The 22,819-nt window shown below is 61.7% G+C and carries 24 protein-coding genes; 13 read left to right on the forward strand and 11 right to left on the reverse strand.

Features of this window, described 5'->3' with window-relative positions; translation table 11 throughout:
* The first annotated feature begins 287 nt into the window (after window positions 1–287).
* The 9 genes from ACZ92H_RS20620 (at window position 288) to ACZ92H_RS20660 (ending at window position 9,135) form a co-directional block, all read left to right on the forward strand.
* Window positions 288–1,808 (forward strand): B12-binding domain-containing radical SAM protein, encoded by a 1,521-nt coding sequence (locus ACZ92H_RS20620; RefSeq protein ID WP_465050957.1) that lies wholly within the window; start codon window positions 288–290, stop codon window positions 1,806–1,808.
* A 57-nt stretch (window positions 1,809–1,865) separates the two neighbouring features.
* Window positions 1,866–2,999 (forward strand): MlaE family ABC transporter permease, encoded by a 1,134-nt coding sequence (locus tag ACZ92H_RS20625; protein ID WP_131378276.1) that lies wholly within the window; start codon window positions 1,866–1,868, stop codon window positions 2,997–2,999.
* Entirely contained in the window at window positions 2,999–3,898 is a 900-nt protein-coding gene (locus ACZ92H_RS20630; RefSeq protein WP_131378274.1) for an ABC transporter ATP-binding protein, read from the forward strand. Before ACZ92H_RS20625 ends, ACZ92H_RS20630 begins: the two co-directional genes overlap by 1 nt.
* On the forward strand, window positions 3,898–4,857 hold the full coding sequence (locus ACZ92H_RS20635; RefSeq protein WP_131378272.1) for an MlaD family protein: 960 nt from the start codon (window positions 3,898–3,900) through the stop codon (window positions 4,855–4,857). The genes ACZ92H_RS20630 and ACZ92H_RS20635 overlap by 1 nt, the downstream gene beginning before the upstream one ends.
* 12 nt (window positions 4,858–4,869) lie before the next feature.
* The gene (locus ACZ92H_RS20640; RefSeq protein ID WP_465050956.1) at window positions 4,870–5,487 is read left to right on the forward strand and encodes an ABC-type transport auxiliary lipoprotein family protein; all 618 of its coding nucleotides are present in this window, start codon (window positions 4,870–4,872) and stop codon (window positions 5,485–5,487) included.
* Complete coding sequence (locus ACZ92H_RS20645) at window positions 5,484–6,674, forward strand: VanZ family protein (protein ID WP_131378268.1); 1,191 nt, start codon at window positions 5,484–5,486, stop codon at window positions 6,672–6,674. The genes ACZ92H_RS20640 and ACZ92H_RS20645 overlap by 4 nt, the downstream gene beginning before the upstream one ends.
* Before the next feature lie 44 nt (window positions 6,675–6,718).
* Entirely contained in the window at window positions 6,719–7,036 is a 318-nt protein-coding gene (locus tag ACZ92H_RS20650; protein ID WP_029496727.1) for a (2Fe-2S) ferredoxin domain-containing protein, read from the forward strand.
* 186 nt (window positions 7,037–7,222) lie between these two features.
* Window positions 7,223–7,876 (forward strand): alpha/beta hydrolase, encoded by a 654-nt coding sequence (locus ACZ92H_RS20655; RefSeq protein ID WP_035828394.1) that lies wholly within the window; start codon window positions 7,223–7,225, stop codon window positions 7,874–7,876.
* A gap of 113 nt (window positions 7,877–7,989) precedes the next feature.
* Window positions 7,990–9,135 carry a D-alanyl-D-alanine carboxypeptidase family protein gene (locus ACZ92H_RS20660; RefSeq protein ID WP_131378267.1) on the forward strand — a complete coding sequence of 382 codons (1,146 nt, stop codon included), beginning with the start codon at window positions 7,990–7,992 and terminating at the stop codon, window positions 9,133–9,135.
* Between the two features lie 62 nt (window positions 9,136–9,197).
* Here the strand turns inward: ACZ92H_RS20660 and ACZ92H_RS20665 are convergent, their stop codons facing one another.
* Genes ACZ92H_RS20665 through ACZ92H_RS20675 form a run of 3 tightly spaced genes read right to left on the reverse strand, consistent with a single transcriptional unit; the run spans window position 9,198 to window position 13,153 of the window.
* On the reverse strand, window positions 9,198–10,607 hold the full coding sequence (locus tag ACZ92H_RS20665) for a cytochrome c (RefSeq protein ID WP_465050955.1): 1,410 nt from the start codon (window positions 10,605–10,607) through the stop codon (window positions 9,198–9,200).
* A gap of 14 nt (window positions 10,608–10,621) precedes the next feature.
* Complete coding sequence (locus ACZ92H_RS20670) at window positions 10,622–12,409, reverse strand: GMC family oxidoreductase (protein WP_131378264.1); 1,788 nt, start codon at window positions 12,407–12,409, stop codon at window positions 10,622–10,624.
* A 51-nt stretch (window positions 12,410–12,460) separates the two neighbouring features.
* Entirely contained in the window at window positions 12,461–13,153 is a 693-nt protein-coding gene (locus ACZ92H_RS20675) for a gluconate 2-dehydrogenase subunit 3 family protein (RefSeq protein WP_131378263.1), read from the reverse strand.
* Window positions 13,154–13,378: 225 nt separating this feature from the next.
* On the opposite strand from ACZ92H_RS20675, the gene ACZ92H_RS20680 reads away from it, so the two are divergent.
* Window positions 13,379–13,942, forward strand: a complete 564-nt coding sequence (locus ACZ92H_RS20680; RefSeq protein ID WP_465050954.1) for a TetR/AcrR family transcriptional regulator — start codon at window positions 13,379–13,381, stop codon at window positions 13,940–13,942.
* 56 nt (window positions 13,943–13,998) lie between these two features.
* Entirely contained in the window at window positions 13,999–14,925 is a 927-nt protein-coding gene (locus tag ACZ92H_RS20685) for an aldo/keto reductase (protein WP_465050953.1), read from the forward strand.
* A 3-nt stretch (window positions 14,926–14,928) separates the two neighbouring features.
* Here the strand turns inward: ACZ92H_RS20685 and pssA are convergent, their stop codons facing one another.
* Window positions 14,929–15,714, reverse strand: coding sequence for a CDP-diacylglycerol--serine O-phosphatidyltransferase (gene pssA / locus ACZ92H_RS20690; protein ID WP_131378309.1), 786 nt, complete (start codon window positions 15,712–15,714; stop codon window positions 14,929–14,931).
* Between the two features lie 215 nt (window positions 15,715–15,929).
* Between pssA and ACZ92H_RS20695 the strand changes: the two genes are divergently transcribed.
* Both ACZ92H_RS20695 and ACZ92H_RS20700 read left to right on the forward strand, forming a co-directional pair.
* Window positions 15,930–16,886, forward strand: coding sequence for a CAP domain-containing protein (locus ACZ92H_RS20695; protein WP_465050952.1), 957 nt, complete (start codon window positions 15,930–15,932; stop codon window positions 16,884–16,886).
* Window positions 16,887–16,993: 107 nt separating this feature from the next.
* Window positions 16,994–17,629 (forward strand): Hpt domain-containing protein, encoded by a 636-nt coding sequence (locus tag ACZ92H_RS20700; RefSeq protein WP_131378261.1) that lies wholly within the window; start codon window positions 16,994–16,996, stop codon window positions 17,627–17,629.
* A gap of 9 nt (window positions 17,630–17,638) precedes the next feature.
* On the opposite strand, the gene ACZ92H_RS20705 is transcribed toward ACZ92H_RS20700, so the two are convergent.
* From ACZ92H_RS20705 to rpmH, 7 genes are all read right to left on the reverse strand, one after another.
* Complete coding sequence (locus tag ACZ92H_RS20705; protein ID WP_131378259.1) at window positions 17,639–17,839, reverse strand: hypothetical protein; 201 nt, start codon at window positions 17,837–17,839, stop codon at window positions 17,639–17,641.
* Window positions 17,840–17,931: 92 nt separating this feature from the next.
* Window positions 17,932–18,237 (reverse strand): hypothetical protein, encoded by a 306-nt coding sequence (locus tag ACZ92H_RS20710; protein WP_131378257.1) that lies wholly within the window; start codon window positions 18,235–18,237, stop codon window positions 17,932–17,934.
* A 10-nt stretch (window positions 18,238–18,247) separates the two neighbouring features.
* Window positions 18,248–19,627, reverse strand: a complete 1,380-nt coding sequence (gene mnmE, locus ACZ92H_RS20715; protein WP_131378254.1) for a tRNA uridine-5-carboxymethylaminomethyl(34) synthesis GTPase MnmE — start codon at window positions 19,625–19,627, stop codon at window positions 18,248–18,250.
* A gap of 189 nt (window positions 19,628–19,816) precedes the next feature.
* A complete protein-coding gene (yidC, locus tag ACZ92H_RS20720; protein WP_131378252.1) occupies window positions 19,817–21,544 on the reverse strand; it encodes a membrane protein insertase YidC in 1,728 nt (575 codons plus the stop codon).
* 11 nt (window positions 21,545–21,555) lie between these two features.
* The gene (yidD, locus tag ACZ92H_RS20725; protein WP_092801264.1) at window positions 21,556–21,816 is read right to left on the reverse strand and encodes a membrane protein insertion efficiency factor YidD; all 261 of its coding nucleotides are present in this window, start codon (window positions 21,814–21,816) and stop codon (window positions 21,556–21,558) included.
* Window positions 21,813–22,265, reverse strand: coding sequence for a ribonuclease P protein component (gene rnpA, locus ACZ92H_RS20730; RefSeq protein ID WP_465052370.1), 453 nt, complete (start codon window positions 22,263–22,265; stop codon window positions 21,813–21,815). Before rnpA ends, yidD begins: the two co-directional genes overlap by 4 nt.
* An 8-nt stretch (window positions 22,266–22,273) precedes the next feature.
* Complete coding sequence (rpmH, locus tag ACZ92H_RS20735) at window positions 22,274–22,408, reverse strand: 50S ribosomal protein L34 (RefSeq protein WP_010401996.1); 135 nt, start codon at window positions 22,406–22,408, stop codon at window positions 22,274–22,276.
* Between the last annotated feature and the right edge of the window lie 411 nt (window positions 22,409–22,819).

Consider the following 22,819-nt stretch of genomic DNA (forward strand, 5'->3'; position numbering starts at 1 on the left):
CGACTGTTAATTGTTAAAGAACTGTATTCGGTTACTGCTTTCGCGCTATCGACAAAGCGTTGTGTTTGTCAGCTGCGAAGAAGGAAGAGTATGAAGCATTTCGCTAAATCCGTCAACACCTTCTTTTCTGCTACATCACCGTTTCCGGTGATCCTCAAGTGCCGCATTTGACTGCGTCTCATTGGGGAGGCGAACTATAGCCAAGTCCTGGCCAGGAAGCAAGCTTTATCCAGAGAAATCTTCGCGTGCAGCGTAAAATGGCTGTTTTCCCTCGATCCGCACCTGTCATGACCATCCTGCTCTCCACCTTGAACGCCCGCTACACCCACGCTTCGCTGGGATTGCGCTATCTGCTGGCCAATATGGGCCCGCTGCAGGCGCAAACGCGGCTGCAGGAATTCGTCATCGGCACCAAAACCACGGAACTGGTCGAACGCATCCTGACGAACAAGCCGCGCATCATCGGTTTTGGCGTATATATATGGAACGTCGAGGAAACCACGAAACTGGTGGCCATGCTCAAGCGCGTGGCACCCGAGGTCATCATCGTGCTGGGCGGGCCGGAAGTATCACATGAGGCGGGTGAGCAGGAGATCGTCAAGCTGGCCGACTACCTGATCACGGGCTGGGGCGACGTCACCTTCCCCAAGCTGTGCGGCGAAATCCTCCACGGCCCCAAGCCGCTGATGAAGATCCACGCGGGCGTGCAGGCGCCGCTGGCGGAACTGCAGCTGCCCTACTCTTTATATACGGACGACGATATCCGCCACCGCACGATCTACGTGGAAGCGTCGCGCGGCTGCCCGTTCAAGTGCGAATTCTGCCTGTCCGCGCTGGACAAGACGGCCTGGCCCTTCGCGCTGGAGAACTTCCTGGCCGAAATGGAATCCCTGCATGCGCGCGGCGCGCGCCTGTTCAAGTTCGTCGACCGCACCTTCAACCTGAACATCAAGACCAGCCTGAAGATCATGCAGTTCTTCCTGGATAAGATCGAGGCGAATCCCAACGACCCCATCTATGCCCACTTCGAGCTGGTGCCCGACCACCTGCCCGACGCCTTGAAAGAAGGCATCAGCAAGTTCCCGCCCGGCGCACTGCAATTTGAAATTGGCATCCAGAGCTTCAATCCGGACGTGCAATCGCTGGTCAGCCGCAAGCAGGACAATCAAAAGGCGGCCGATAACATCCGCTGGCTGTGCGAGGAATCGAACGCCCACTTGCACGTGGACTTGATCGCCGGCTTGCCGGGCGAGGATGAAGCCAGCTTTGCCGCCGGCTTCAACAAGCTGGTGGCGTTAAAACCGCATGAAATCCAGTTCGGCATCTTGAAACGCCTGCGCGGCACGCCCATCATCCGTCACACGGAAAACTTCGGCATGGTGTTCGATCCGCACCCGCCCTACACCATCCTGGCCAATAAGCAGCTCGATTTCATGAGCATGCAACGCCTGGTGCGCTTTGCCCGCTACTGGGACCTGGTGGCCAATTCGGGCCGCTTTGCCAATACGGTGCAATGGATGCTGGGCGACGCGCCATTTGAAAACTTCATGGACTTTTCGAACTGGCTGTACGCGCACACGGACGCCACCCATCGCATCGCCATGGAGCGCCTGGCCAAGCTGGTGGCGCAATGGCTGCAGACGCGCGGCATGAGCGCGGCGCAAGCCAATGCCCTCGTGGCCAGCGACTATGCAGGCGGCGCCCAGGCAGCCGCGCAGGCCAAACCGGCCGAAGCGGGAACTGGCAACGCCAAGGTGCGTCCGGACATCGCCTTGCCGCAGCGGCAGGCGCGCCACCTGGCGTCCTGACGGCCCGGCGATCGAACATCGGTGGCGGTCTGCGCCATTCTCCCTTAAACTGACACGATGCCGACTGTACAATCGCCGAAACTGACCCTCTCCCAGACCAGCTCCCAACAGGGAGCCATCGTGACCGCCAGCGGCACCTGGCAGGTGCACGCCCTGGCCCATGACAATGCGATCAAGGGCATCGAGGCCCAGCTCAAGCCCCTGCAGGGCGACGCCAACACGCAATGGGACCTGTCGCAGATCGACAGCATGGACCATATCGGTGCCCAGCTGTTCTGGAATGCCTGGGGCAAGCAGCGCCCCGCACAGCTGACCCTGGCTCCGTCGCTGGAAGAGTTTTTCCGGCGCATCGAAGACACGGGGCCACTGGAAACGCCGCCCTCGCGCGCCAACCGCCTCACGCCCGTGATGAAGCTGGGCATGGCCATCCTGCTGTTTTTCGAACATTTGAAGGGTTTTATCGCCCTGGTGGGCCAGGTGACGCAGGATATCGGCCGTTTCGCGCGCCATCCCATGCGCGGGCCCTGGCGTGAAATCTCCGCCAACATCTTCCATGCGGGCTTCCAGGCGCTGGGCATCACGGCCCTGGTGGGCTTTTTGATCGGCGTGGTGCTGTCATATTTGTCCGCGCAGCAACTGCGCGCCTTTGGCGGCGACATTTACCTGGTCAACCTGCTGGGCATGAGCATCATCCGCGAACTGGGGCCGTTACTGGCGGCCATCCTCGTGGCGGGCCGCTCCGGTTCCTCCATCACGGCGCAGCTGGGCGTGATGCGTGTCACGGAAGAGCTCGACGCCATGCTGGTGATGGGCATTTCGCACGGCTTCCGCCTGATCATGCCGAAAGTCCTGGCCTTGGCCATTTCCATGCCCCTGCTCGTCATCTGGACGGACACGGCCGCGCTGATCGGCGGCATGGTGGCGGCCAAGGTGGAACTGAACCTGTCGGCGCGCTACTTCATCCAGAAGCTGCCCGACGCCGTGCCGCTGGCGAACTACATGATCGGCCTGGGCAAGGGCGCCATCTTCGGCATGCTGATCGCCCTGGTCTCATGCCATTTCGGCCTGCGCATCAAGGCCAACACGGAAAGCCTGGGGCGCGGCACCACCACCGCCGTCGTCACGGCCATCACCGTGGTGATCCTGGCCGATGCCGTGTTCGCCATCGTTTTCAATGGAGTGGGCTACTGATGGCGGACAACGATAGCGCTTGCAAGGCGAGCGAAGGCAAGGATGGCCAGTTCAACCTGCACGGCAGCGCGCCCGTGGTGGAGATCACCAACCTGTGGACCAAGTTCGGCCGCACCGTCGTGCACCAGGACTTGAACCTGGAAATCGAACGGGGCGAGATCCTCTCCATCGTCGGCGGCTCGGGCACGGGCAAGACCGTGCTGCTGCGCCAGATGCTGGGCCTGGAACATCCGGCGCGCGGCTGCGTCAAGGTATTCGGTGAAGATATCAACCAGGCAAGTTCCGACCAGTTGCAGCAATTGCGCAACCATTGGGGCATGCTGTTCCAGCAAGGCGCCCTGTATTCCGCGCTGACCGTCTTCGACAACGTGGCGCAGCCCATGCGCGAATTGCGCGTGCTGCCCGAAGCGCTGATACACGACGCGGTATTATTAAAGATGAACATGGTGGGACTGGGTCCGGAACATGCGTTGAAGATGCCGTCGGACTTGTCTGGCGGCATGATCAAGCGCGTGGCCCTGGCACGCGCCCTGGCGCTGGAGCCGAAACTGCTGTTCCTCGACGAGCCAACGGCAGGCCTGGACCCGGATTTGTCGGAAAGCTTTGTGTCCCTGATCCAGTCGCTGCACCGCGAGCTGGGCTTGACGGTCGTCATGGTGACGCATGACCTCGATACCCTGTTTGCCCTGTCCACGCGCATCGCCGTGCTGGCGGCCAAGCACGTGATCGCCATCGGCCCGCCGCGCGACGTCATCGACGTGGACCACCCATTCATCAAGCAGTTTTTCCTCGGCGACCGCGGCAAGCGCGCACTGGCCGTCCTGGACGAAAAACAGGCGGCAGACGAGGCCGCACAGCCAGGCGACGCTGCCGGCACTGACAAGAAAGCGGAGAAGTAATGGAAAACAGATCACATGCCCTGATGACGGGATTCTTTACAATCACCCTGCTGGTGGCGGCCATCCTGTTCGGCGTCTGGTTCAACCGCGACCGCGTGGAACGGGTGCCGTATCTGCTGGCCACCACCCTGTCCGTGCCGGGCCTGAACCCGCAGGCCACCGTGCGCTACCGGGGCCTGGAAGTGGGCAAGGTCGATGCCATCGATTTCGATACGCAAAAAGCCGGACAAATCCTCGTGCATATCAGCGTGGCGCCCGACACGCCCGTCACCAATACCACTTTTGCCGTGCTGGGCTACCAGGGCGTGACGGGCATCGCCTACATCCAGCTCGACGACGAGCACGTGGGATCGAAACTGCTGGGCACCAGCAAGGACAAGCCATCGCTGATCCCCCTGCGCGCCGGCTTGCTCGACCAGCTGGAAAAGCGCGGCAAGCGCATCCTTGACCAGGCCGAGCAGATCACCAACAAGGTCAACAATCTGCTCAGCCCGGAGAACCAGGCGGCCATGCTGGGTGCCTTCAATGAAGTGGGCAAGGCAGCCAAAGCCTTTGGCGCCATTCCGCAGCAGCTGGAGCCAACCATGACGCAATTGCCGCAACTGACGGAACAAACGCGGCAAACCCTGACGGCCATCAGCACGGCCAGCAAGAATGTCTCGGACTTGACGGCCACCTGGAAAAAACTGGGCAATGACATTCAGGCGCCCGGCGGCGTGCTCGACAAGGTCAATGGCACGGTCGACAAGGTCGGCAGCTCGGTGGAAACGGTAGCCAATGGCGTGTCGCTGGAAGTCTTGCCGCAGGTAATCGAGCTGAGCGGCGAAGCGCGCTCCTCCATGCGCGCCCTGAAAACCACCATGAGCACGCTGAATGAACAGCCGCAGAGCATCTTGTTCGGCGCCCCAGACATTCCGCCCGGCCCGGGCGAGCCCGGTTTTTCGGCGCCAGGCAAATAAGGAGAACACCGCATGCATATCCCACGCAATCTCACCGCGCTGGTCCTGGCCAGCGCTTTCCTGCTGAGCGGCTGCGCCAGCCGCGGCCCCCTGCCCACGTTTTATGATTTTGGCCCGCCGGCGCCGCAAGCTGCGCAGGCGCAGCCAGCCGTGCCAGCCGTGCCCGTGCTGGTAATTGCCGAGGCGAATGGCCCTTCTTGGCTGGACAGCCAGCGCATGTATTACCGTTTGCTGTACGCCGATGCGCAGCAATCGCGGCCCTACGCCTACAACCGCTGGAACACGCCGCCGTTGCAACTGCTGAGCCAGCGCCTGAAGACGCGCGTGGCGCAAAGCGGCGTGAAAGTGCTGTCGACCACGGACGCGGCCGCCGGCATTCCCCTGCTGCGCATCGACGTCGATGATTTCTCGCAAAATTTTGACACGCAGACGCAAAGCAGCGGCCATGTCTCGCTGCGCGCCTCGCTGTTCCGCGGCTATCGCCTGATCGACCAGAAAACCTTCAGCCGCAGCGGCCCGTCCGCCAGCGCCGACGCCCAAGGGGGCGCACAGGCGCTGGCGGCGGCCTCGGATGCCATCGCCGCCGACCTGCTCACCTGGCTGGGCACGCTGACCATCCCGAAAGAATGACGGCACCCGCTTCCCCCGCCAGCCCGGCGGCGCTGCCGCCCCTGCCCGTACGCTCGTCGCCCGTCTCGCGCGCGACCCTGCTCGCCTACGTCTTCCTGATCGTGTATGCCAGCTGGTTTCCGTTTACGGGCTGGCACAGCAACGGCCTGTCGCCGCTGACGTTCCTGGAAAACACGCGCATGCCCCGCTACTGGACGGGCTTTGACGTCGGCATCAATGTCGTCGGCTATATTCCGCTGGGCGCGCTGATCGTGTATTCGCTGTTTCCCAGGGTGACAGGTTTTCTTGCCGTCATCATCGCCAGCCTGTGCGGCGTGTTTATTTCCGGCAGCATGGAAGCCGTGCAAACCTATCTGCCCAGCCGTGTCTCGTCGAATCTCGACTTTTATACGAATTCGGCCGGCTGCTGCCTCGGCGCCATCATCGGCGCCTTGACGGCACGCAAGCTGCTGGACCAGAGCCACTTGCTGCGCCTGCGCCAGCGCTGGTTTGCCCAGCATGCCAGCCAGGGCCTGGTGCTGGTGGCCCTGTGGCCGCTGGCGCAAATCTATCCGCAAGGCTATCTGTTCGGCCTGGGCCAGCTGCTGCCCATCCTGTCGGACTGGGCTTCGAGCCTGATGGGCATGGAAATCGACCTGGCATCCTACCTGCGCCCCGACACCATATTAACAGTTGAACAATATTGGCTTTCGGAAACCATCATCACGGCCTGCGGCATGACGGGCGCCGTGCTCACCTTGCTGTGCCTGCTGCGCCGCGCGGCTCCGCGCGCCATCCTGATGCTGACCCTGATCGGCGCCGCCCTGATCGTGCGTTCGATGGCCAGCGCGCTGCTGTTCTCGCCGCAAAACGCCTTCGTCTGGATCACCCCGGGGGCACAGGGCGGTTTCCTGATCGGGCTGATCATGCTGGGCGGCCTGGCGTTCGCGCCCCATGTGGCGCAGCGCCGCATCGCGGCCGCCACTTTGCTGCTGAGCCTGGTAATGGTCAACACGACGCCGATCAATCCGTATTTCATGTCGACCTTGCAAGGCTGGGTGCAAGGCAAGTTCCTCAACTTCAATGGCGCGGCCCAATTTCTGGCCCTGCTGTGGCCCTTCATGGCCCTGTGGTTCCTGTGCCTGCCATCGCACCGCCTGAACCGCCAGGACGATGTGCAGCGACAGCGTCGCGAAGACCATCCATAAGCGCTATCATGGCGCATTAATGTCTTGAACAGCAGGAGAGCCGCATGAGCGACGCACCGTATTTTGAACGCCACGTTTTTTTCTGCATGAATAAACGTGAAGATGGCCGCAACAGCTGCGGCGACCATGGCGCGGAAGCGGCGCAAAAACATTGCAAGCGCCGCATCAAGGAGCTGGACATGAATGGCGCGGGCAAGATCCGCATCAACCAGGCCGGCTGCCTGGACCGCTGCGAAGAAGGCCCGCTGCTGGTGATCTACCCGGAAGCGACGTGGTACACCTATGTCGACACCAGCGACATCGATGAAATCATCGATACGCACCTGGTGGGTGGCAAGGTCGTCGAGCGCCTGAAAATCTAAGATCGCTGAACAAAACCTGCTGCGCGTGGCGATAGACGGCCTCCGATGCTCACTGTGCTCCAGCACGGTTGCGCCTCTCGGACCAACAGAGGCGCCGAGCCTCACTGCCGCTCGCTAGGGTTTTGCCAGGCGCTCCATGCCCCGTCTTTAATCTTAATTTAAGCGTAAGCCACCAGTATGAGCATCATGAACAGAAACTCGGAAAAATTTACCCTTGCCGGCCATGCGGGCAGCATGGAAGGCTTGCTCGATTTCCCGGCAGATACCCCGCGCGGCATCGCCCTCGTTGCCCATCCGCATCCGCTGTACGGCGGCACGATGGACAACAAGGTCACGCAAACCCTGGCGCGCGCCTTTGTCGCCCTTGGTTACGTGGTGGCGCGCATCAATTTCCGCGGCGTCGGCGCCTCGGAAGGCGTGCATGACCATGGCGCGGGCGAGACGGACGACATGCAATTGCTGTATGAACACATGCGCGGCCTGTATCCAGGCTTGCCCGTGGCCCTCTCCGGTTTCTCGTTCGGCACCTTCGTGCAATCGAAACTGCAGGAACGCCTGGCCGCCGCCGGCACGCCCGTCGAGCGCCTGGCGCTGATCGGCAGCGCCGCCGGCAAATGGGCCATGGCGGACATTCCCGCCGACACCATTTTGATTCACGGCGAACTGGACGATACCATTCCCCTGTCCGCCGTCTTTGACTGGGCCCGTCCTCAAGACATTCCCGTGATCGTGATCCCCGGTGCCGACCATTTTTTCCACCGCAAGCTCAACCACATCAAGAACCTCGTGATTGCCTTGTGGCATGGTGACAAACCCGCAATCGCAGCCGATGATCATTGAAGTGTGGGCTTACTACTGCCTCCACGGCTATAATTGATCCGTTTTTTCCACGCGGCCATGTAAGTAGCAACGACATGGCCCTCAGCCTTCATCTTTTTCGCAGACCAGCCTCCATGAAAAAACTTTTAGCGGCACTGGCCTCCAGTGTATTTTTCTTTTCCGCCGCCTTCGCCCAGAGCGTTCCCGCACCAACCATCGCCGCCAAGTCCTGGCTGCTGCTTGACGCCACCAGTGGCCAGATCATTGCTTCGCAAGATCCGGACGCGCGCATCGAGCCGGCATCGCTGACCAAAATCATGACGGCCTACCTGACGTTTGCCGCCATCCGCGAAAAGAAACTGGCGCTGGATCAAAAAGTGAATGTCTCCGTGCGCGCATGGAAGGTCGATTCGAGCAGCTCGAAGATGTTCATCGACCCGGCCACGCCCGTCTCGATCGACGACTTGCTGCATGGCCTGATGATTCAATCGGGTAACGATGCCGCCGTGGCACTGGCCGAAGCCGTTGCCGGCGACGAAGGCACTTTTGTCGTGCTGATGAACCGCGAAGCCCAGCGCATGGGCCTGAAAAACACGCGTTTTGGCAATCCGCATGGCTTGCCTAGCCCGGATAACTATTCCACGGCGCAAGATTTGTCCGTGCTGGCCCAGCGCGTGATCGCCGACTATCCGGAATTCTACAAAATCGATTCCATCAAGAGCTTTACGTACAACAAGATTACCCAGCCTAACCGCAACCGCCTGCTGTGGCTGGATCCAACCGTGGACGGCATGAAAACGGGCCACACGGAAGCGGCCGGCTATTGCATGATCGCTTCGGCGCGCCGTCCGGCCGGTTCCGGCGAGCGCCGCCTGATTTCCGTGGTGCTGGGCACCACCTCCGACCAGGCGCGCACGCAGGAAAGCCAGAAGCTGCTGAACTGGGGCTTCCAGAACTTCGATACGGTCAAGCTGTACTCGAAAGGCCAGGCCGTGGCCACGCCGGAAGTGTGGAAAGGCTCGAAAGGCACCGTGAAAATCGGTTTCGCCCGCGATGTGCTGGTCACCGTACCCAAAGGCACGGCTGCCAAGATGAAACCTGTGCTGGAACGCAAGGACCCGCTGGTCGCCCCGCTGGCCGAGAACGCCCCCGTCGGCAAATTGAAAATGATGGTGGACGACAAGGTCCTGCTGGAACTGCCAGTCGTGGCGCTGGAAACCATCAACCAGGCAACGATCTTCGGCCGCGCCTGGGATTCGATGCGTCTGTGGATGAAATAAGCAGTTAGCTTTCCGCATAAAAAATGCCCGCACGTTGCGGGCATTTTTTTCGTCCGTTCACCTTACTTCAGCGGCGCATCCTTCAGGTGCGGCGCCCGCGGCACGGGCGGGAAAGTGCCGTGGCGGCCGGCGGCAAAGGTCGCTTCCGTCTGCGATGGCTCCACCGGCACGGACACCTTGCGCACCTTGGCCACTTGCGCCGCCGTCACGGGCGTGCCGCGATTGCCCCAGCTGGTCTGGATGAAGGTCACTACCTGCGCAGTCTGCTCATCGGTGAAGATGTCGGCATACGGCGCCATCGTCAGCGCCGACGGTGCCGTGCGCGTGGCCGGCACGGCTCCGCCCGACAGCACGATGTTGATGGCCGACGTAGGGTCATTCGTCTGCAGCACGGCATTGCCGGCCAGCGCAGGGAAAGCCTTGTCGTACCCCTTGCCGTCGGAACGGTGGCAGCCGGCGCAGCGGTCCAGGTACAACTGGGCGCCCGTGGAATTGACGATACCGCTGAACAATTGCTTGCCCAGCGTGTCGTCTGCCACGAACGCGGGCGTGGCCGGATTCGATGGCGGCAGGGACTTCAGGTATTTCGCCATCGCCGCCAGGTCGCCATCCGTCATGTGCTGCATGGAATGGGCCACCACATCGTTCATGGCGCCGAACGATGCCGTATGGCTGTTGCGGCCCGTCTTCAGGAATTCGGCGATCTCCGCCGCGCTCCAGCGCGCCAGGCCGCCGCCATGCTCGTTGCGCAGCGATGGCACGGACCAGCCGTCGATCACGCCGCCGCCGGCCAGGAAGGTGGTATTGCCCGCATCCGTCAGCGATTTTTCCTGCATGCCCACGCCGCGCGCCGTGTGGCAGGCGCCGCAGTGGCCCAGGCCCTGCACCAGGTAGGCGCCGCGCAGCAATTGCGCGTCGCCCGTGGCCGGCACCTTGTACGGCTGCGGCGTGGGCGCGAAGGCCCAGCGCCAGATGGTCAGCGGGAAACGCATCGACAGGGGCCAGGGAATATCGGCCGCCTTGTTCGGCGTCGGGTCCGCCTTCACGCCATGCATGAAGTAGGCATACAGCGCCTGCATGTCCGCCTCGCTCAGGCGCGAGTACGATGGATACGGCATGGCCGGATACACGGTGTAGCCGTGCTTGGTCACGCCCGTGCGCATCAGCTTGTCGAAATCGGCAAAGCTCCAGTCGCCGATGCCAGCCTTTTTATCCGGCGTGATATTGGTGGAATACACCTTGCCGATCGGCGTTTCCATGCCCAGGCCGCCCGCGAACGGCTTGCCTTTCGTGCCGGCCGTATGACAGGCGATGCAGTCGCCGGCGCGGGCCAGGTATTCGCCCTGGCGTATCAGCTGGGCGTTCGGCGTGGTGGCGGCGGCAACCGCGCCGGCGGACCAGGCGATGCTGGGGGTACTGGAGGCGAGCGCCAGCAGCAGCGCGCCCACGGTGGTGGTGAATGTGTTGTTCATCTTCTTGTTCTTCATCAGGCGACCAGGGGACGGGGATCTTTCAGGTATTGCTCGCGGATGGCCTTGGCCGACCAGTAGGTCAGCGCGCAGGCCAGGCCTGTCGGGTTGTAGCCGATACCTACCGGGAACACGCTGGAGCCGACGGCAAACACGTTATGCACGTCCCAGCTCTGCAGGTAGCGGTTGACGACGCTGGTCTTGCGGTCCGCGCCCATGGCCGTGCCGCCCGCCCAGTGCGTGGTCTGGTAGTTGCGCAAGTCCAGGTGATCGCCCACGTTCTTGACAGACACCTTGATCGATTCCGGATTCATGGCTTCGGCCACTTTCATCATCTTGTCGGTGACGAAACGGCTCATCTTGATGTCGTTTTCCTTCCAGTCGAAAGTAAAGCGCAGCAATTGCTGGCCATATTTGTCCGTGTAGGTCGGGTCGAGATCGACGTAGCAGTCGCGGTAAGTCATGTTGGCGCCGTGGCAATCGAACGAGACCGTATTCAGGTAGCTTTTCTTGACGGCTTTTTTCCACGCCGAACCCCAGGCCGGCGTGCCATCCGGCGTGGCGATGCCGGAAATGGGCTTGGAACCGGCCGGATTGCACCAGGCGGGCGAGCCCCCCACGAAGCCCAGCGGGCCATGGTCGAAATTGTCGCCATTCCAGTCATCAAGCGCGACACCGGTGCCGCCGGCGCCGATGAACGGGTTCGTGTTCGTGTCTTCCTTGAAGAAGGTCTGGATGGTGGACATCATCTGGTAGGCGATGTTGCGTCCCACCACGCCTTCATTGCTGACGGGGTCGTACGGCTTGCCGACACCGGACAAGAGGAACAGATGCGCATTGTTGTAGGCAAAGGCGCTGGCGATGACCAGGTCGGCCGGTTGCTCGACGGCCTTGCCGTCCGCATTGATGTAGGTCACGCCGGTTGCGCGTTTCTTGGTGCCATCGAGGTTGATGCGCACGACGTTGCAATTGGCGCGCAATTCAAAGTTGGCCACCATGCGCAGGGCCGGCATGATGTTGACGTTGGGCGACGCCTTGGAATAGTTGTAGCAGGCGTAGCCGGAGCAGAAGCCGCAGAAGTTGCACGGCCCCATCTGGCAGCCATACGGATTCGTGTACGGGCCGGACGCGTTCGACGACGCGTTGACGAAGGGATGGTAGCCGACAGCCTTGGCCGCGCGGCGGAACAATTCCGCCGTGTACGGCACTTTTTGCGGCGCCAGCGCGTAATTGTCGGAGCGGTCGCCCTCGAACACATTGCCGTCGCCGACGACGATGCCGTTGACCTTATATGCCTGGCCCGAGGTGCCGAAGACTTTTTCCACAAAATCGAAGTGCGGCTCCAGTTCGGCGTAGGTCACGCCAAAGTCCTGGATCGTCATGCCTTCGGGGATGAATTTCTTGCCGTAGCGGCGCTCGTAATGGCTGCGGATTTGCAGCTCTTCCGGCAGGACGCGCCAGTGCATGCCCGACCAGTGCAGGCCGGCGCCGCCCACGCCCGTGCCCGGCTTGAAGGCGCCGATCTGGCGATACGGCACGGCCACGCCCGTGATGCTGTGGCGGAAGGTAAACGTGCTCTTCGACATATCCTGGAACAGCTTGGTGCGCTGGATGTAGGTCAGCTCGTCGAGGGTCTTCGGATAGGCGCCGTCGGGATAGGTGTCGCGGTACTCGCCGCGTTCCAGCGCGACCACGTTCAGGCCCGCTTCCGTCAATTCCTTGGCCATGATGGCGCCGGTCCAGCCGAAGCCGACAATCACGGCATCGACAGGCTTCATTTTCAAATCTGGTGTGATATCACTCATGATGGTTTTTCTTTTTCTTTGATCTGGTACAACAACAATGCGATGACAGGCTTAGGCGATGGAGACGGGCGGCAACGGGTATTTCTTGCCGTACTGTTCGACCCAATCCATGTAGTCGGCGCGGGCGCCAGGGAATCCCACCATCTTCCAGGCCAGCATGTCCTTGTTACCGCCGTGCACGGGATCGCAAAAGTAGCCTTCGCGCGTGTTTTGCAGCAGCTGGTTGAAGAAGGTCTTCGAAGGCACTTCGCCGATATCCAGCGTGCCTTTTTGCAATTGCGTGATGACGGCATCGCGCTCGGCCGCCGCCAGCTGCACGAAAGGCTTGCCAAACTGCTTGTTCACGGCCGCGTTCACGCCCGCCAGGGCACTGCGGTACAGCTCGCGCGGCGCCATGTGGAACTGGTAGCCGAACTGCTCGATCGATGGCACGAACGGCGCCTGCATGTACCACAGCGCGCCATACGCATACGGCGTGTTCATCTGCAAGTCGATGAATTCATGCGCGCCCGATTCCAGCGCGCCCGGCCCTTCGCCATCGGCGGGGATCAGGCGGTCGACCAGCGCCGTCAGGGTCGCCCATTCCGTGGCGTTGAAAAAAGTGGGCTTGTAGGCAGGCTGGTCCTTGGAGACAGCCATGGCCAGGCCGCCGCCGGCACCGGCCAGCAAGGCCACGGCAGGCGCGGCGCTGACGGCCTTGCGCAGGAAATGACGCCGGTGCGGCGAAATTCCGATGGTTTTCATAGGTTTTCCTCAGGCGGCATGAGCCACCACAATGATGGATGGGGGAAGAGCAATGCGGGCAAGCGCCGCTGAGCGTGCAGATTTCACGTGGGATAGGCCAGGGTATCGCTGCGCTCATCTATCTGCCTCTTGGTTAGTTGACCAACATGATTGACAAGCGCTTGTTTTGCATTTACGGTGCGCATCGTACCATAATTAAAAGAAACATTCAGAGACAGGCGCAACATGATCAAAAATGAGGCAGCGCCGCGCGGACGGCCGCGCAAGGCTGGCGTGGAAGATGCTGTGCTGGAAGCGATCGTCATGCTGGTGCGCCAGCATGGGCTCGATGCGGTGACGATACAGATGGTAGCCGATGCGGCAGGCGTGGGGCGCCAGACGATTTACCGGCGCTGGCCGCGCCGCGAAGAGATGCTGCTCGACGCGCTCGTCAAGCGCACGGCGGAAAAGCTGCAGCGCGCGCTCGACATGCCGGAAGGCCAGGAAATCGAAGCGATCTGCGCGCGCATCTTCGACAACCTGAATGCGGACGGCCGCTTCACCTGCGATTTATTAGTGCTGATCCACAACGATGCGGCGGCGCAGCTGCGCTTTCGCGAACACATCGTCGCCCCCTGGATTGCCCTGGTGGTACAGCGCCTGCTGAACATCGGCGTGCGCCCCGACCTCGATCTGCGCCTGTTCGCGTTCATGCTGCAATCGGCGCTGGTGTACCAGATGCAGCTGGGCGGCCAGCTCGACGATGCATTGCAGGAGCGTTGCTGCCGTTTTATCCGCAGCATGCTGTAGATTAGCTGGCTATAATCGTGGCGAGTTCTTCCACGCCACCACCAGAAAGCCAGCCCATGAGCCATGTATTTCCCGCCAGCCTGCAAGCACCGCGCAGCCGTTTGAGCAGCAACGGTCCCGAACTGTCGCGCATCGTCGCCGGCATGTGGCGCATCGGCGAGTGGGAAATGTCGGCGCAAGAACGCCTGGCATTCATCGAGCAATGCCTGGCGCTGGGCGTGTCGAGTTTCGACCATGCCGATATCTACGGCGACTACAGCGCCGAAGGCCTGTTTGGCGAAGCGCTGGCCCTGCAGCCGGGCTTGCGCGACAAGATGGAACTGGTCAGCAAATGCGGCATCAAGCTGCTCTCGCCGCACCGTCCCGGCCATGCCATCCAGCATTACGACACGAGCGCGGCGCACATCACCAGTTCCGTTGAGCACAGCTTGCGCCAGTTGCGGACGGACCGCCTGGACTTGCTGCTGATCCACCGCCCCGACCCGCTGATGGATTTCGACGAAATCGCCGGCGCGTTTACCCGCCTGCAGCATGCGGGCAAGGTGCTGCACTTTGGCGTGTCGAACTTCAGCCGCCACCAGTTCGAGTGCCTGCACCGGCGCTTCCCGCTGGTGACGAACCAGGTCGAATTTTCACCGCTGCACGTGGCGCCCCTGTTCGACGAAACCTTCGACGGCTTGCAGGACCTGAAAGTGGCGCCGATGATCTGGTCGCCGCTGGCGGGCGGACGCCTGTTCCAGGGGGGCGATGCGAATGTGGAGAATTTGCGCAATGTCATCAAGCAGATCGCCGACCAGCTGCAGCGTCCGTTTGCCAGCGTGGTGTTTGCGTGGATCATGCAACTGCCTAGCCGGCCCCTGCCGCTGACGGGCACGGGCCGCATCGAAGCCGTGGGCGTGGCCGTGGAAGGCACGCAGTTCACGCTCAGCCGCAGCGACTGGTTCGCCATCCTGCGGGCCGCGCGCGGGCACGAGGTTGCTTAAAATTTAATCAATCTCATCCGGGTCATGGAACACCTGCGGCAAGGCAATCCCTCGCCAGCCCAGGTGCCACGCCAGGTTGAGCAGCAGGGTGGCGGCGATGTAAACGGCGAAGAAGAAGGCGAAGAAACTGGTTTTCAGCCATACCAGTGCGGCAATGGCGACGATCAGGACCAGCAAGGCGGCCAGGCTTTTCTTTTGCTTGGAGCTGGGGAAGCGCAAGGTCGACACCATCAGGCTACCCACGCCCACCAGCAGCAGCATCAGCAGATAGCTGTGCAGCATCGAATCGATGGGCGCCGGCCAGGCCACCACCACGGCCGCCACGCAGGCGGCCCCGGCCGTGATCGGCATGCCGACAAAATACAGGGGATCGGTGCGTCCCACGTTCACATTGAAGCGCGCCAGGCGCATGGCGCCGCAGGCCACGAAGAAAAAGCTGGCCATGCCGCCAAAACGCAGCAGCAGCGGGTCGTGCACGCCCATCTGCACAAAGCCATAGCAATACAACAATACCGCCGGCGCGCAGCCGAAATTCATCACGTCGGCAATGGAATCGAGCTGCACGCCGAACTGCGAACTGGTGCCCGTGAGCCGGGCCACGTAGCCATCGAGCGCGTCAAATACGCCGGCCAGGACCAGCAAGGCGGCGGCCAGGCGATAGGCATCCGCGTCACCGACGGTGGCGTTATCGACGGAAATGACGATGCTGGCAAAGCCGCAAGCGATCGACATTAACGTCACCATGCTGGGCAAGGCGTATTTGGCGCGCTGCAAGCGCGACTTGGGCAATGTGTTCAAATTATGGACAATCAAAGAATTCGGAAATAAAACAGCGCGGCGGCGCACGATGCACTATGCTCATTCTACCCTGTGCGGCGCCGCTGCCACCTGTGCACCAACGCGTGACATATCTTTTCACCAATGCTCTACGGCACATAAAAATGCCTTAGAATCGATTCCAGGGCAGCACGGCGGCCCCCCACAACATTTATACAGGAGTCAGCTTGATTGCCTCGTCTTTGCGTTGGAAACATGGCCTACCCGCCCTTCTGGTCGCGGCACTGCTGAGCGCTTGCGGCGGTGGCGGCGATAGTGGCAGCAATGCCGCACAAATCACGTCGACACCGGCCGGCCAGCTGACCCAGGAACCGGGCGCTCCCGTCCTCAGCAACAATATCGCCACGGATGGCTTCAACTGGATCAATTACCGGCGCAGCCAGGTCGGCCTGTCGCCGCTGGTGCGCAACAGCCTGATCGACAGCGCGGCCCAGGGCCACACATCGTACCTGAACACCAATAATCTGGTAGCGCACGAGCAAATCGTCGGCAAGCCGGGATTTACGGGCGTCGCGCCCTACGACCGCATCACCAAATCAGGCTATGCCATCACTTCCGTCTGGGGCGAGGTGATCGCCGGCGTGGCGACCACCTCCGGCTTCTACATGGCGGAGAACCTGATCACGGCCATCTATCACCGCTTCGTCATTTTTGAGCCGCTGTTCAAGGAAGGCGGCGCCGGTGCGGCCGTCAACAATAGCGGCTACGCCTACTTCACCACGGACCTGGCCGGCAATAGCCGCTACGGTCCCGGCTTGCCAGCCGGACAGATCATCAGCTATCCCTTCAGCGGACAAGTCAAGGTCGCCACCAGTTTTTCCAGCAATGAAGAAACGCCCGATCCCGTGCCCGACCAGGACGTGGTCGGCTACCCCATCAGCGTCCATGCGAATTTCGACGCCACGCTCAGCGTGAGCGCATTCACCGTGCGCCAGCATGGGGCCGCTTCGGATCTGACCGTCCGCCTCCTCACCCGGAGTACCGACCCCGTCAATACGGCGCGTTCTGTGGCCGCCATCATCCCTCTGGCGCCCCTGCTGGCGAACACCACCTATGACGTGAGTTTCATCGGCAAAGTCAGTGGCGCGGACGTCACGCGCACCTGGTCATTCACCACGCGCTAGGCTGCCCCGCCTTGCCAAGCGGGCGCAGCATCTAGGACGACTGGATGTAAAATAGCTGCTCCTGCTGTACGGCAATTGACAAGTTTTGGGGCCATGGGCATTCAGGCATGATGAAACCACACGCCACTTGCGATGATGAGGCTGCCTTGGCGGCTTCCGACATGGTGCGTATTCTCGATGTCGAGAACGGACTGGGCCGCATCATGGGCGACCGCCTGCTGTACCTGAAAATCCTGCGCCGCTTCCTGCACGACCACGGCACCACGCCATGCCAGATCCGCGCCGAGTTCGACGCCGGCAACTACAGTTCAGCACGTCTAAAGACGCATACCCTGAAAGGCGCCGCCGGCATGATCGGCGCGCGCCACGTGCACCGCCTGTCGGAAACCCTGGAATCGGCGCTGCGCGCGCAGGCGCCCGACCTGGCGCAGCAAATGCTGCAGCTGGAGCTGGCACAGGACCAATTGCTCGGCGCCGTCAGCAGCATGCTGGGCACGCCGGAAGCACCGCATACGGCGGCGCAAGACGTGGCGCCCGATCCGGCCGCGCCCGCCATCCAGCTGCTGCTGGCGCGTTTGGCCAGCCATTTGCGCGAAGGTGACGGCGCCGCCATCGATATCCTGGAAAACTCGGCCAGCCTGCTGGCTGCCAGCCTGGGTGTGCATGTGTACCAGGAGGTGGCGGCGGCCGCGCACGAATTCGATTTTGACGGCGCCCTGGCGGCGCTGCTGCGGCGCCGCTAGCGTCCGAATTCAGGGGTTGTACTGCGCCTCTTCCGCATAGGCCACGCCACAGCTCTTGCCGCAAAAGCGACGCACGGCGTCGAGCGGCTTGTCGCAGTACCAACACGCACCTTTGGGCGGCAAGGAAGCGATCAATTCCGGCATGGCCGGCAATGGCCGCGCCACCACCTCCGCCCCGCCTTCCACGACATCCGGCTGTTTGCTGTCCATGGCGCTTCCTTTCCTAGCGGCACTTCAAGGCCGCTCAGCAAGATTACGTCAGCGCAGTTTGGACTCCATGACATTTCTCAACGGGGCGGAGCCTAGCCTGACTTTCGGTAGCTGCGCACCGCGTCATTGGCATGTTCATCGATGATTTTCAGCAGCCGCGGCTGCTTCGCATACATGGCAGACAGGCGCTTCCATTGCCGCTGCGCCTGGCCGCAGGAGTCATCGATGGCCGCGATGATCTCGCGCTGCCGCGCCTTGTCGTTGTCATCCCACTCGCCGGCAAAATGCTCGCACGTTTGCGCATGCTCAATGAACTGGGCCACGTCGCGCGGCAGTTTTTCCTGTGCCGGGGCCAGCAGGGGCAGACAGCACAGCACGCCAGCGATGAGGATTTTCATCGTGTCCCCCTTACTTGCCGATACAGAAACGGCTGAAGATCACGCCCAGCAGATCGTCGGGCGAGAATTCCCCCGTGATGCTCGACAGCTGTACTTGTGCCAGGCGCAACTCCTCGGCGAACAAGTCCAGCGACTGGTCATCCTGCGCCGCGTGTTCGGCGGCGATATTCAAGTGCTTGCCCGCCGATTTCAAGGCGATCAAATGACGCTCGCGCGCCAGGTACAGCGACTCGCCCGTCTGCTGCCAGCCGGCGATACGCAAGAGCTCGGCGCGCAGGAGGTCGATGCCGATGTGCTCGTGCGCCGACAGATACACGTGCGTGGCGTCCGGCAAGCTGTCGACGCTGGGCTTGTGGCCGGAGAGGTCAATCTTGTTCCATACGCGCACAACCGGCACGCCTTCGGGGAAGGCGGCAACGATGGTTTCATCGGCCAGGGTCGGGCCGTGGTCGGCGTCGAGCAAGTGCAAAATGACGTCCGCCTTGCCAATCTCTCCCCAGGTGCGCTCGATGCCGATGCGCTCGACGGCGTCGATGGTGTCGCCTGCGCTGCGGATGCCGGCCGTGTCGATGATGTTAAGCGGAATGCCTTCGATCTGGATGGTTTCGCTGACCTTGTCGCGCGTGGTGCCGGCGATCGGCGTGACGATGGCCACGTCGGCGCCCGCCAGTGCATTCAGCAGCGACGATTTGCCCACGTTGGGCTGGCCCGCCAGCACCACGTTCAGGCCTTCGCGCAGCAGCGCGCCCTGCGCCGCCTGGGCAAACACTTTATTCAGCGCTTCGATGACGGCCTTCAACTGGCCCCGCGCATTCGATTTCTCCAGGAAGTCGATTTCCTCTTCCGGGAAATCCAGCGTTGCCTCGACCAGCATGCGCAAGCCCGTCACCTGCTCCACCAGCGCGTGGATGGTATTCGAGAACGCGCCCGACAGCGATTGCGAGGCGGACTTGGCCGCCGCTTCCGTGGACGCATCGATCAGGTCGGCCACGGCTTCCGCCTGCGCCAGGTCCAGCTTGTCATTGAGGAAGGCGCGGCGCGTGAACTCGCCCGGCTCGGCCAGGCGCAAGCCGCTGTCCCTGCCCGCTTCGAGCACGCGCGCCAGCAGCAGTTGCAGCACGACGGGGCCGCCATGGCCCTGCAATTCCAGCACGTCTTCGCCCGTGTACGAATGCGGGCCCTTGAAATGGAGGGCGATGCCCTGGTCGATGATGGCGCCATCGGCCTCCGTAAACGGCAGATAGGTGGCGTGGCGCGGTTTCAGCTGCTGCGCGCCGAACAGGGCCGTCATGAGAGGCGCAAGGTTTTTGCCGGAGGCGCGGACCACGCCGATGCCGCCGCGTCCGGGAGCGGTGGCGATGGCGGCGATAGGGGAAGAGTCGAGTTTCATGGGGATATTGTAGATTATTCGGGGAAGGCTGCAGGAGCCGCGATATTTTCAGCGACAAACCGGGTGCACAAAAAAAGGGGAAGTCCAGTGGAAAACCGGCAAAACCCACTTTTTTTTGACATCGTACCCACTGGGTAGGATGCCAAAAAAAAGCCCGCGCGAGGCGGGCTTTCTGTTCGCTGGCCGGAATTACTTGGCGGCGACCGCGTATTTCTTGGTGATCACCCATTGCTGGCCGATCGACAGGACGTTGTTGACGACCCAGTAAAGTACCAGGCCCGACGGGAAGAAGAAGAACATCACCGAGAATGCCAGTGGCATGAACAGCATCATCTTCGCTTGCATCGGATCGGCTGGAGCCGGGTTCAGCTTGGTCGTGATGTACATCGAGATCGCGTACAGCACGGGCAGGATGCACCATGGGTCATGCTGGGCCAAATCGGTGATCCAGCCGATCCAAGGCGCGCCGCGGATTTCCACGGACGCGTTCAGCACCCAGTACAGGGCGATAAACACGGGCATCTGGATCAGGATCGGCAGGCAGCCGCCCAGCGGATTGATCTTTTCCGTCTTGTACAGCTCCATCGTGGCCTGGTTCATCTTTTGCGGGTCGCCCTTGTAGCGCTCGCGGATGGCCTGCATCTTCGGCGTGACCAGTTTCATCTTGGCCATGCTGCGGTAGCCGGCGGCCGACAGCGGGAAGAACGCCAGCTTGATCAGGATCGTGAAGGCGATGATGGTCCAGCCCCAGTTGCCCAGGACGCTATGGATATGCTCCATGACCCAGAAGATCGGCTTGGCGATGATGGTCAGCCAGCCGTAATCCTTGACCAGTTCCAGGCCTGGCGAAACGGCTTCGAGCAGGTGGGCGATTTGCGGACCCGAGTACAGCTTGCTGTCCATGCTGGCCGAGGCGCCTGGCGCCAGGGTCGGCAAAGGCAACACGTTGCCGATGGCGTACAGGTTGGTACCGACCTTCTTCGTGAAGATGTCGCGCTTGGCGTTTTCAGGCGGCACGAAGGCGGACACGAAGAAGTGTTGCGAAATGGCAAACCAGCCGCCATTGGCCGTCTGCGGATGCAGCGCCTTCATGGCATTGTCGTTGCCCTTCTTCTCGTCTTCCAGGGCCGCTTTTTCGATTTTCTCGAACGTCAGCTTCTGGTACTTGTCTTGCGGCGTGTACAGGGTCGGGCCAGTGAAGCTGCTGTTGAAGAACGAGTCGCCGACGGGCTTGTTGCCGTCATGCGTCAGTTGCAGGTACAGCTGTGGCGTGACAGGAGCCGCGCCCACGTTGGCCACGTCGTGGCGCACGTCGATGACGTAGTCGCCGCGCTTGAAGGTAAACGTCTTGGTCAGCTTGACGCCGCCTTCGACCGCTTCCATCACCAGTTGCACTTGCTTGCCGTCACCCAGGGTGCGCACGCCAGGCTGCACGGTGAAACCGCTCGCGTGGGTGGGGAAAGGACCGCCGACCAGACCCGATTGCGCCAGGTACGTGTGGTTCGCGCCTTCGTCGAACAGCACTTCGTTTTGCTTGCCTTCGTCAGGCTGGCACCATTTGAACAGGCCGAAGCAGCCGCCAAACCAGCCCGGGTTGCCCGCGCCCTTGAATTTCAGCAATTCCAGACGCTTGACCTGGCCGCCCAAGGTGTCGATATCGACCTTGATGACGTCGGTGGTGATGGTAATCACTTCGCGCTTGAACGCGGCGGGATCGCTCACTTCGCCAGGCACGGCAGTCGCGCCGGCGGCTGGCAATGCAGCCGTCTTGGCCGGGGTCACAGGCGCCTTGGCGGTTTGTTCCGTGTTCGCGGAGAACATCGACGGCTTGCCGTTCGAGATCATCCATTCGTTCCAGAGAATTACCAGCGAGACGGAAAACACGATCCACAGGATGGTACGTTTATTGATATCCATTAGGGTATTTGTCAGGAGTGGTTGCAACCGCAAGCGGTCGTTGAAGATTGTTTGCAATCGGCCGGCGGCACCGGGTCGACGCCCCCTTCATTCCAGGGGTGGCAACGGCACACGCGCTTGGCAGCCAGCAGGCTGCCCTTGGCGGCGCCGTGCACGCGCAACGCTTCCATCGCGTAATGCGAACAACTCGGATAGAAGCGGCAATTCTGTCCCAGCACGGGGCTGATCAGCAACTGATAAGCACGCAACAGGAACAGCAGCAGGGTTTTCATGGCGCAGCGGGTGGTGGCGCAGCAACAGAACGGGCCTGGGCGGCGATTTGCGCCGCGAACAGGCGGCTCAATTCTTCCCGCAGCTCGGCCTTGAGCCGGGTCGTGGTGGCCGGGCCATCCTTGCTGTTGACGGCGCGCGACAGGCGCACCACGCAGTCGACCGGCGGCAGCGCGCTGTTGCGAAACAGCTCGCGCGTCACGCGCTTGATCGTGTTGCGGGTCGCCGCGCGGGGCGCGAAACGCTTGGCCACAACGACGCCCAGCCGCGCATGCGGCAATTGATTGTGTCGGGTGTACAGCACAAAATGCGCTGTTTTTTGCGAAGGGCGCAAACGAAAAACGGATGAAAATTCATCCGTTTTAACGATACGCCGAAAGCGCGCGAAGTCGTGTGAACCTTCGCGTTGATTGCCGACTGGAGTACAGCTAGCCACGCGATCAGCTGTCAACGACAAGCCTAGACGGCCAGACGTTTGCGGCCCTTTGCGCGACGTGCGTTGAGCACATCACGGCCACCACGGGTAGCCATACGAGCGCGGAAGCCGTGCGTACGCTTGCGGCGAACGACGGAAGGTTGGTAAGTACGTTTCATGTTGGTCTCGCTAAAAACAAAAAAAATGCAAAATCGGGTCTGACGTCCCGTCAGTTTTTGGTGCCAATGACAATCGCGCACTTATGCCAAGGCACAAGCTGGCCAATCTCATCGCCCGCTGGAACGCGCACCAAATCTACTACGCGGAGCGATTTGCGGCCTCCGGTGCTCACTGTGCCTTCGCACAGTTGCGCGCCTCAGCCACAACTCATCACCGCTCGCTACGATTTGATACTGCGTCGTTAATCCACGCTTAGTCCATATTGTCGTTCCAAATGAATAAACACGGAATACGGGCGGGGAACCCTGAATTATTCAGCATATGCCCCCCTCTTGTCAAGGATTGCCGTGATCGCCTGGAAATTTGCGCGCCGCTCCCCACCTGCGCCAGAGGCCGCACCAGCACTGCCT

The organism is Janthinobacterium foliorum (assembly GCF_978021625.1).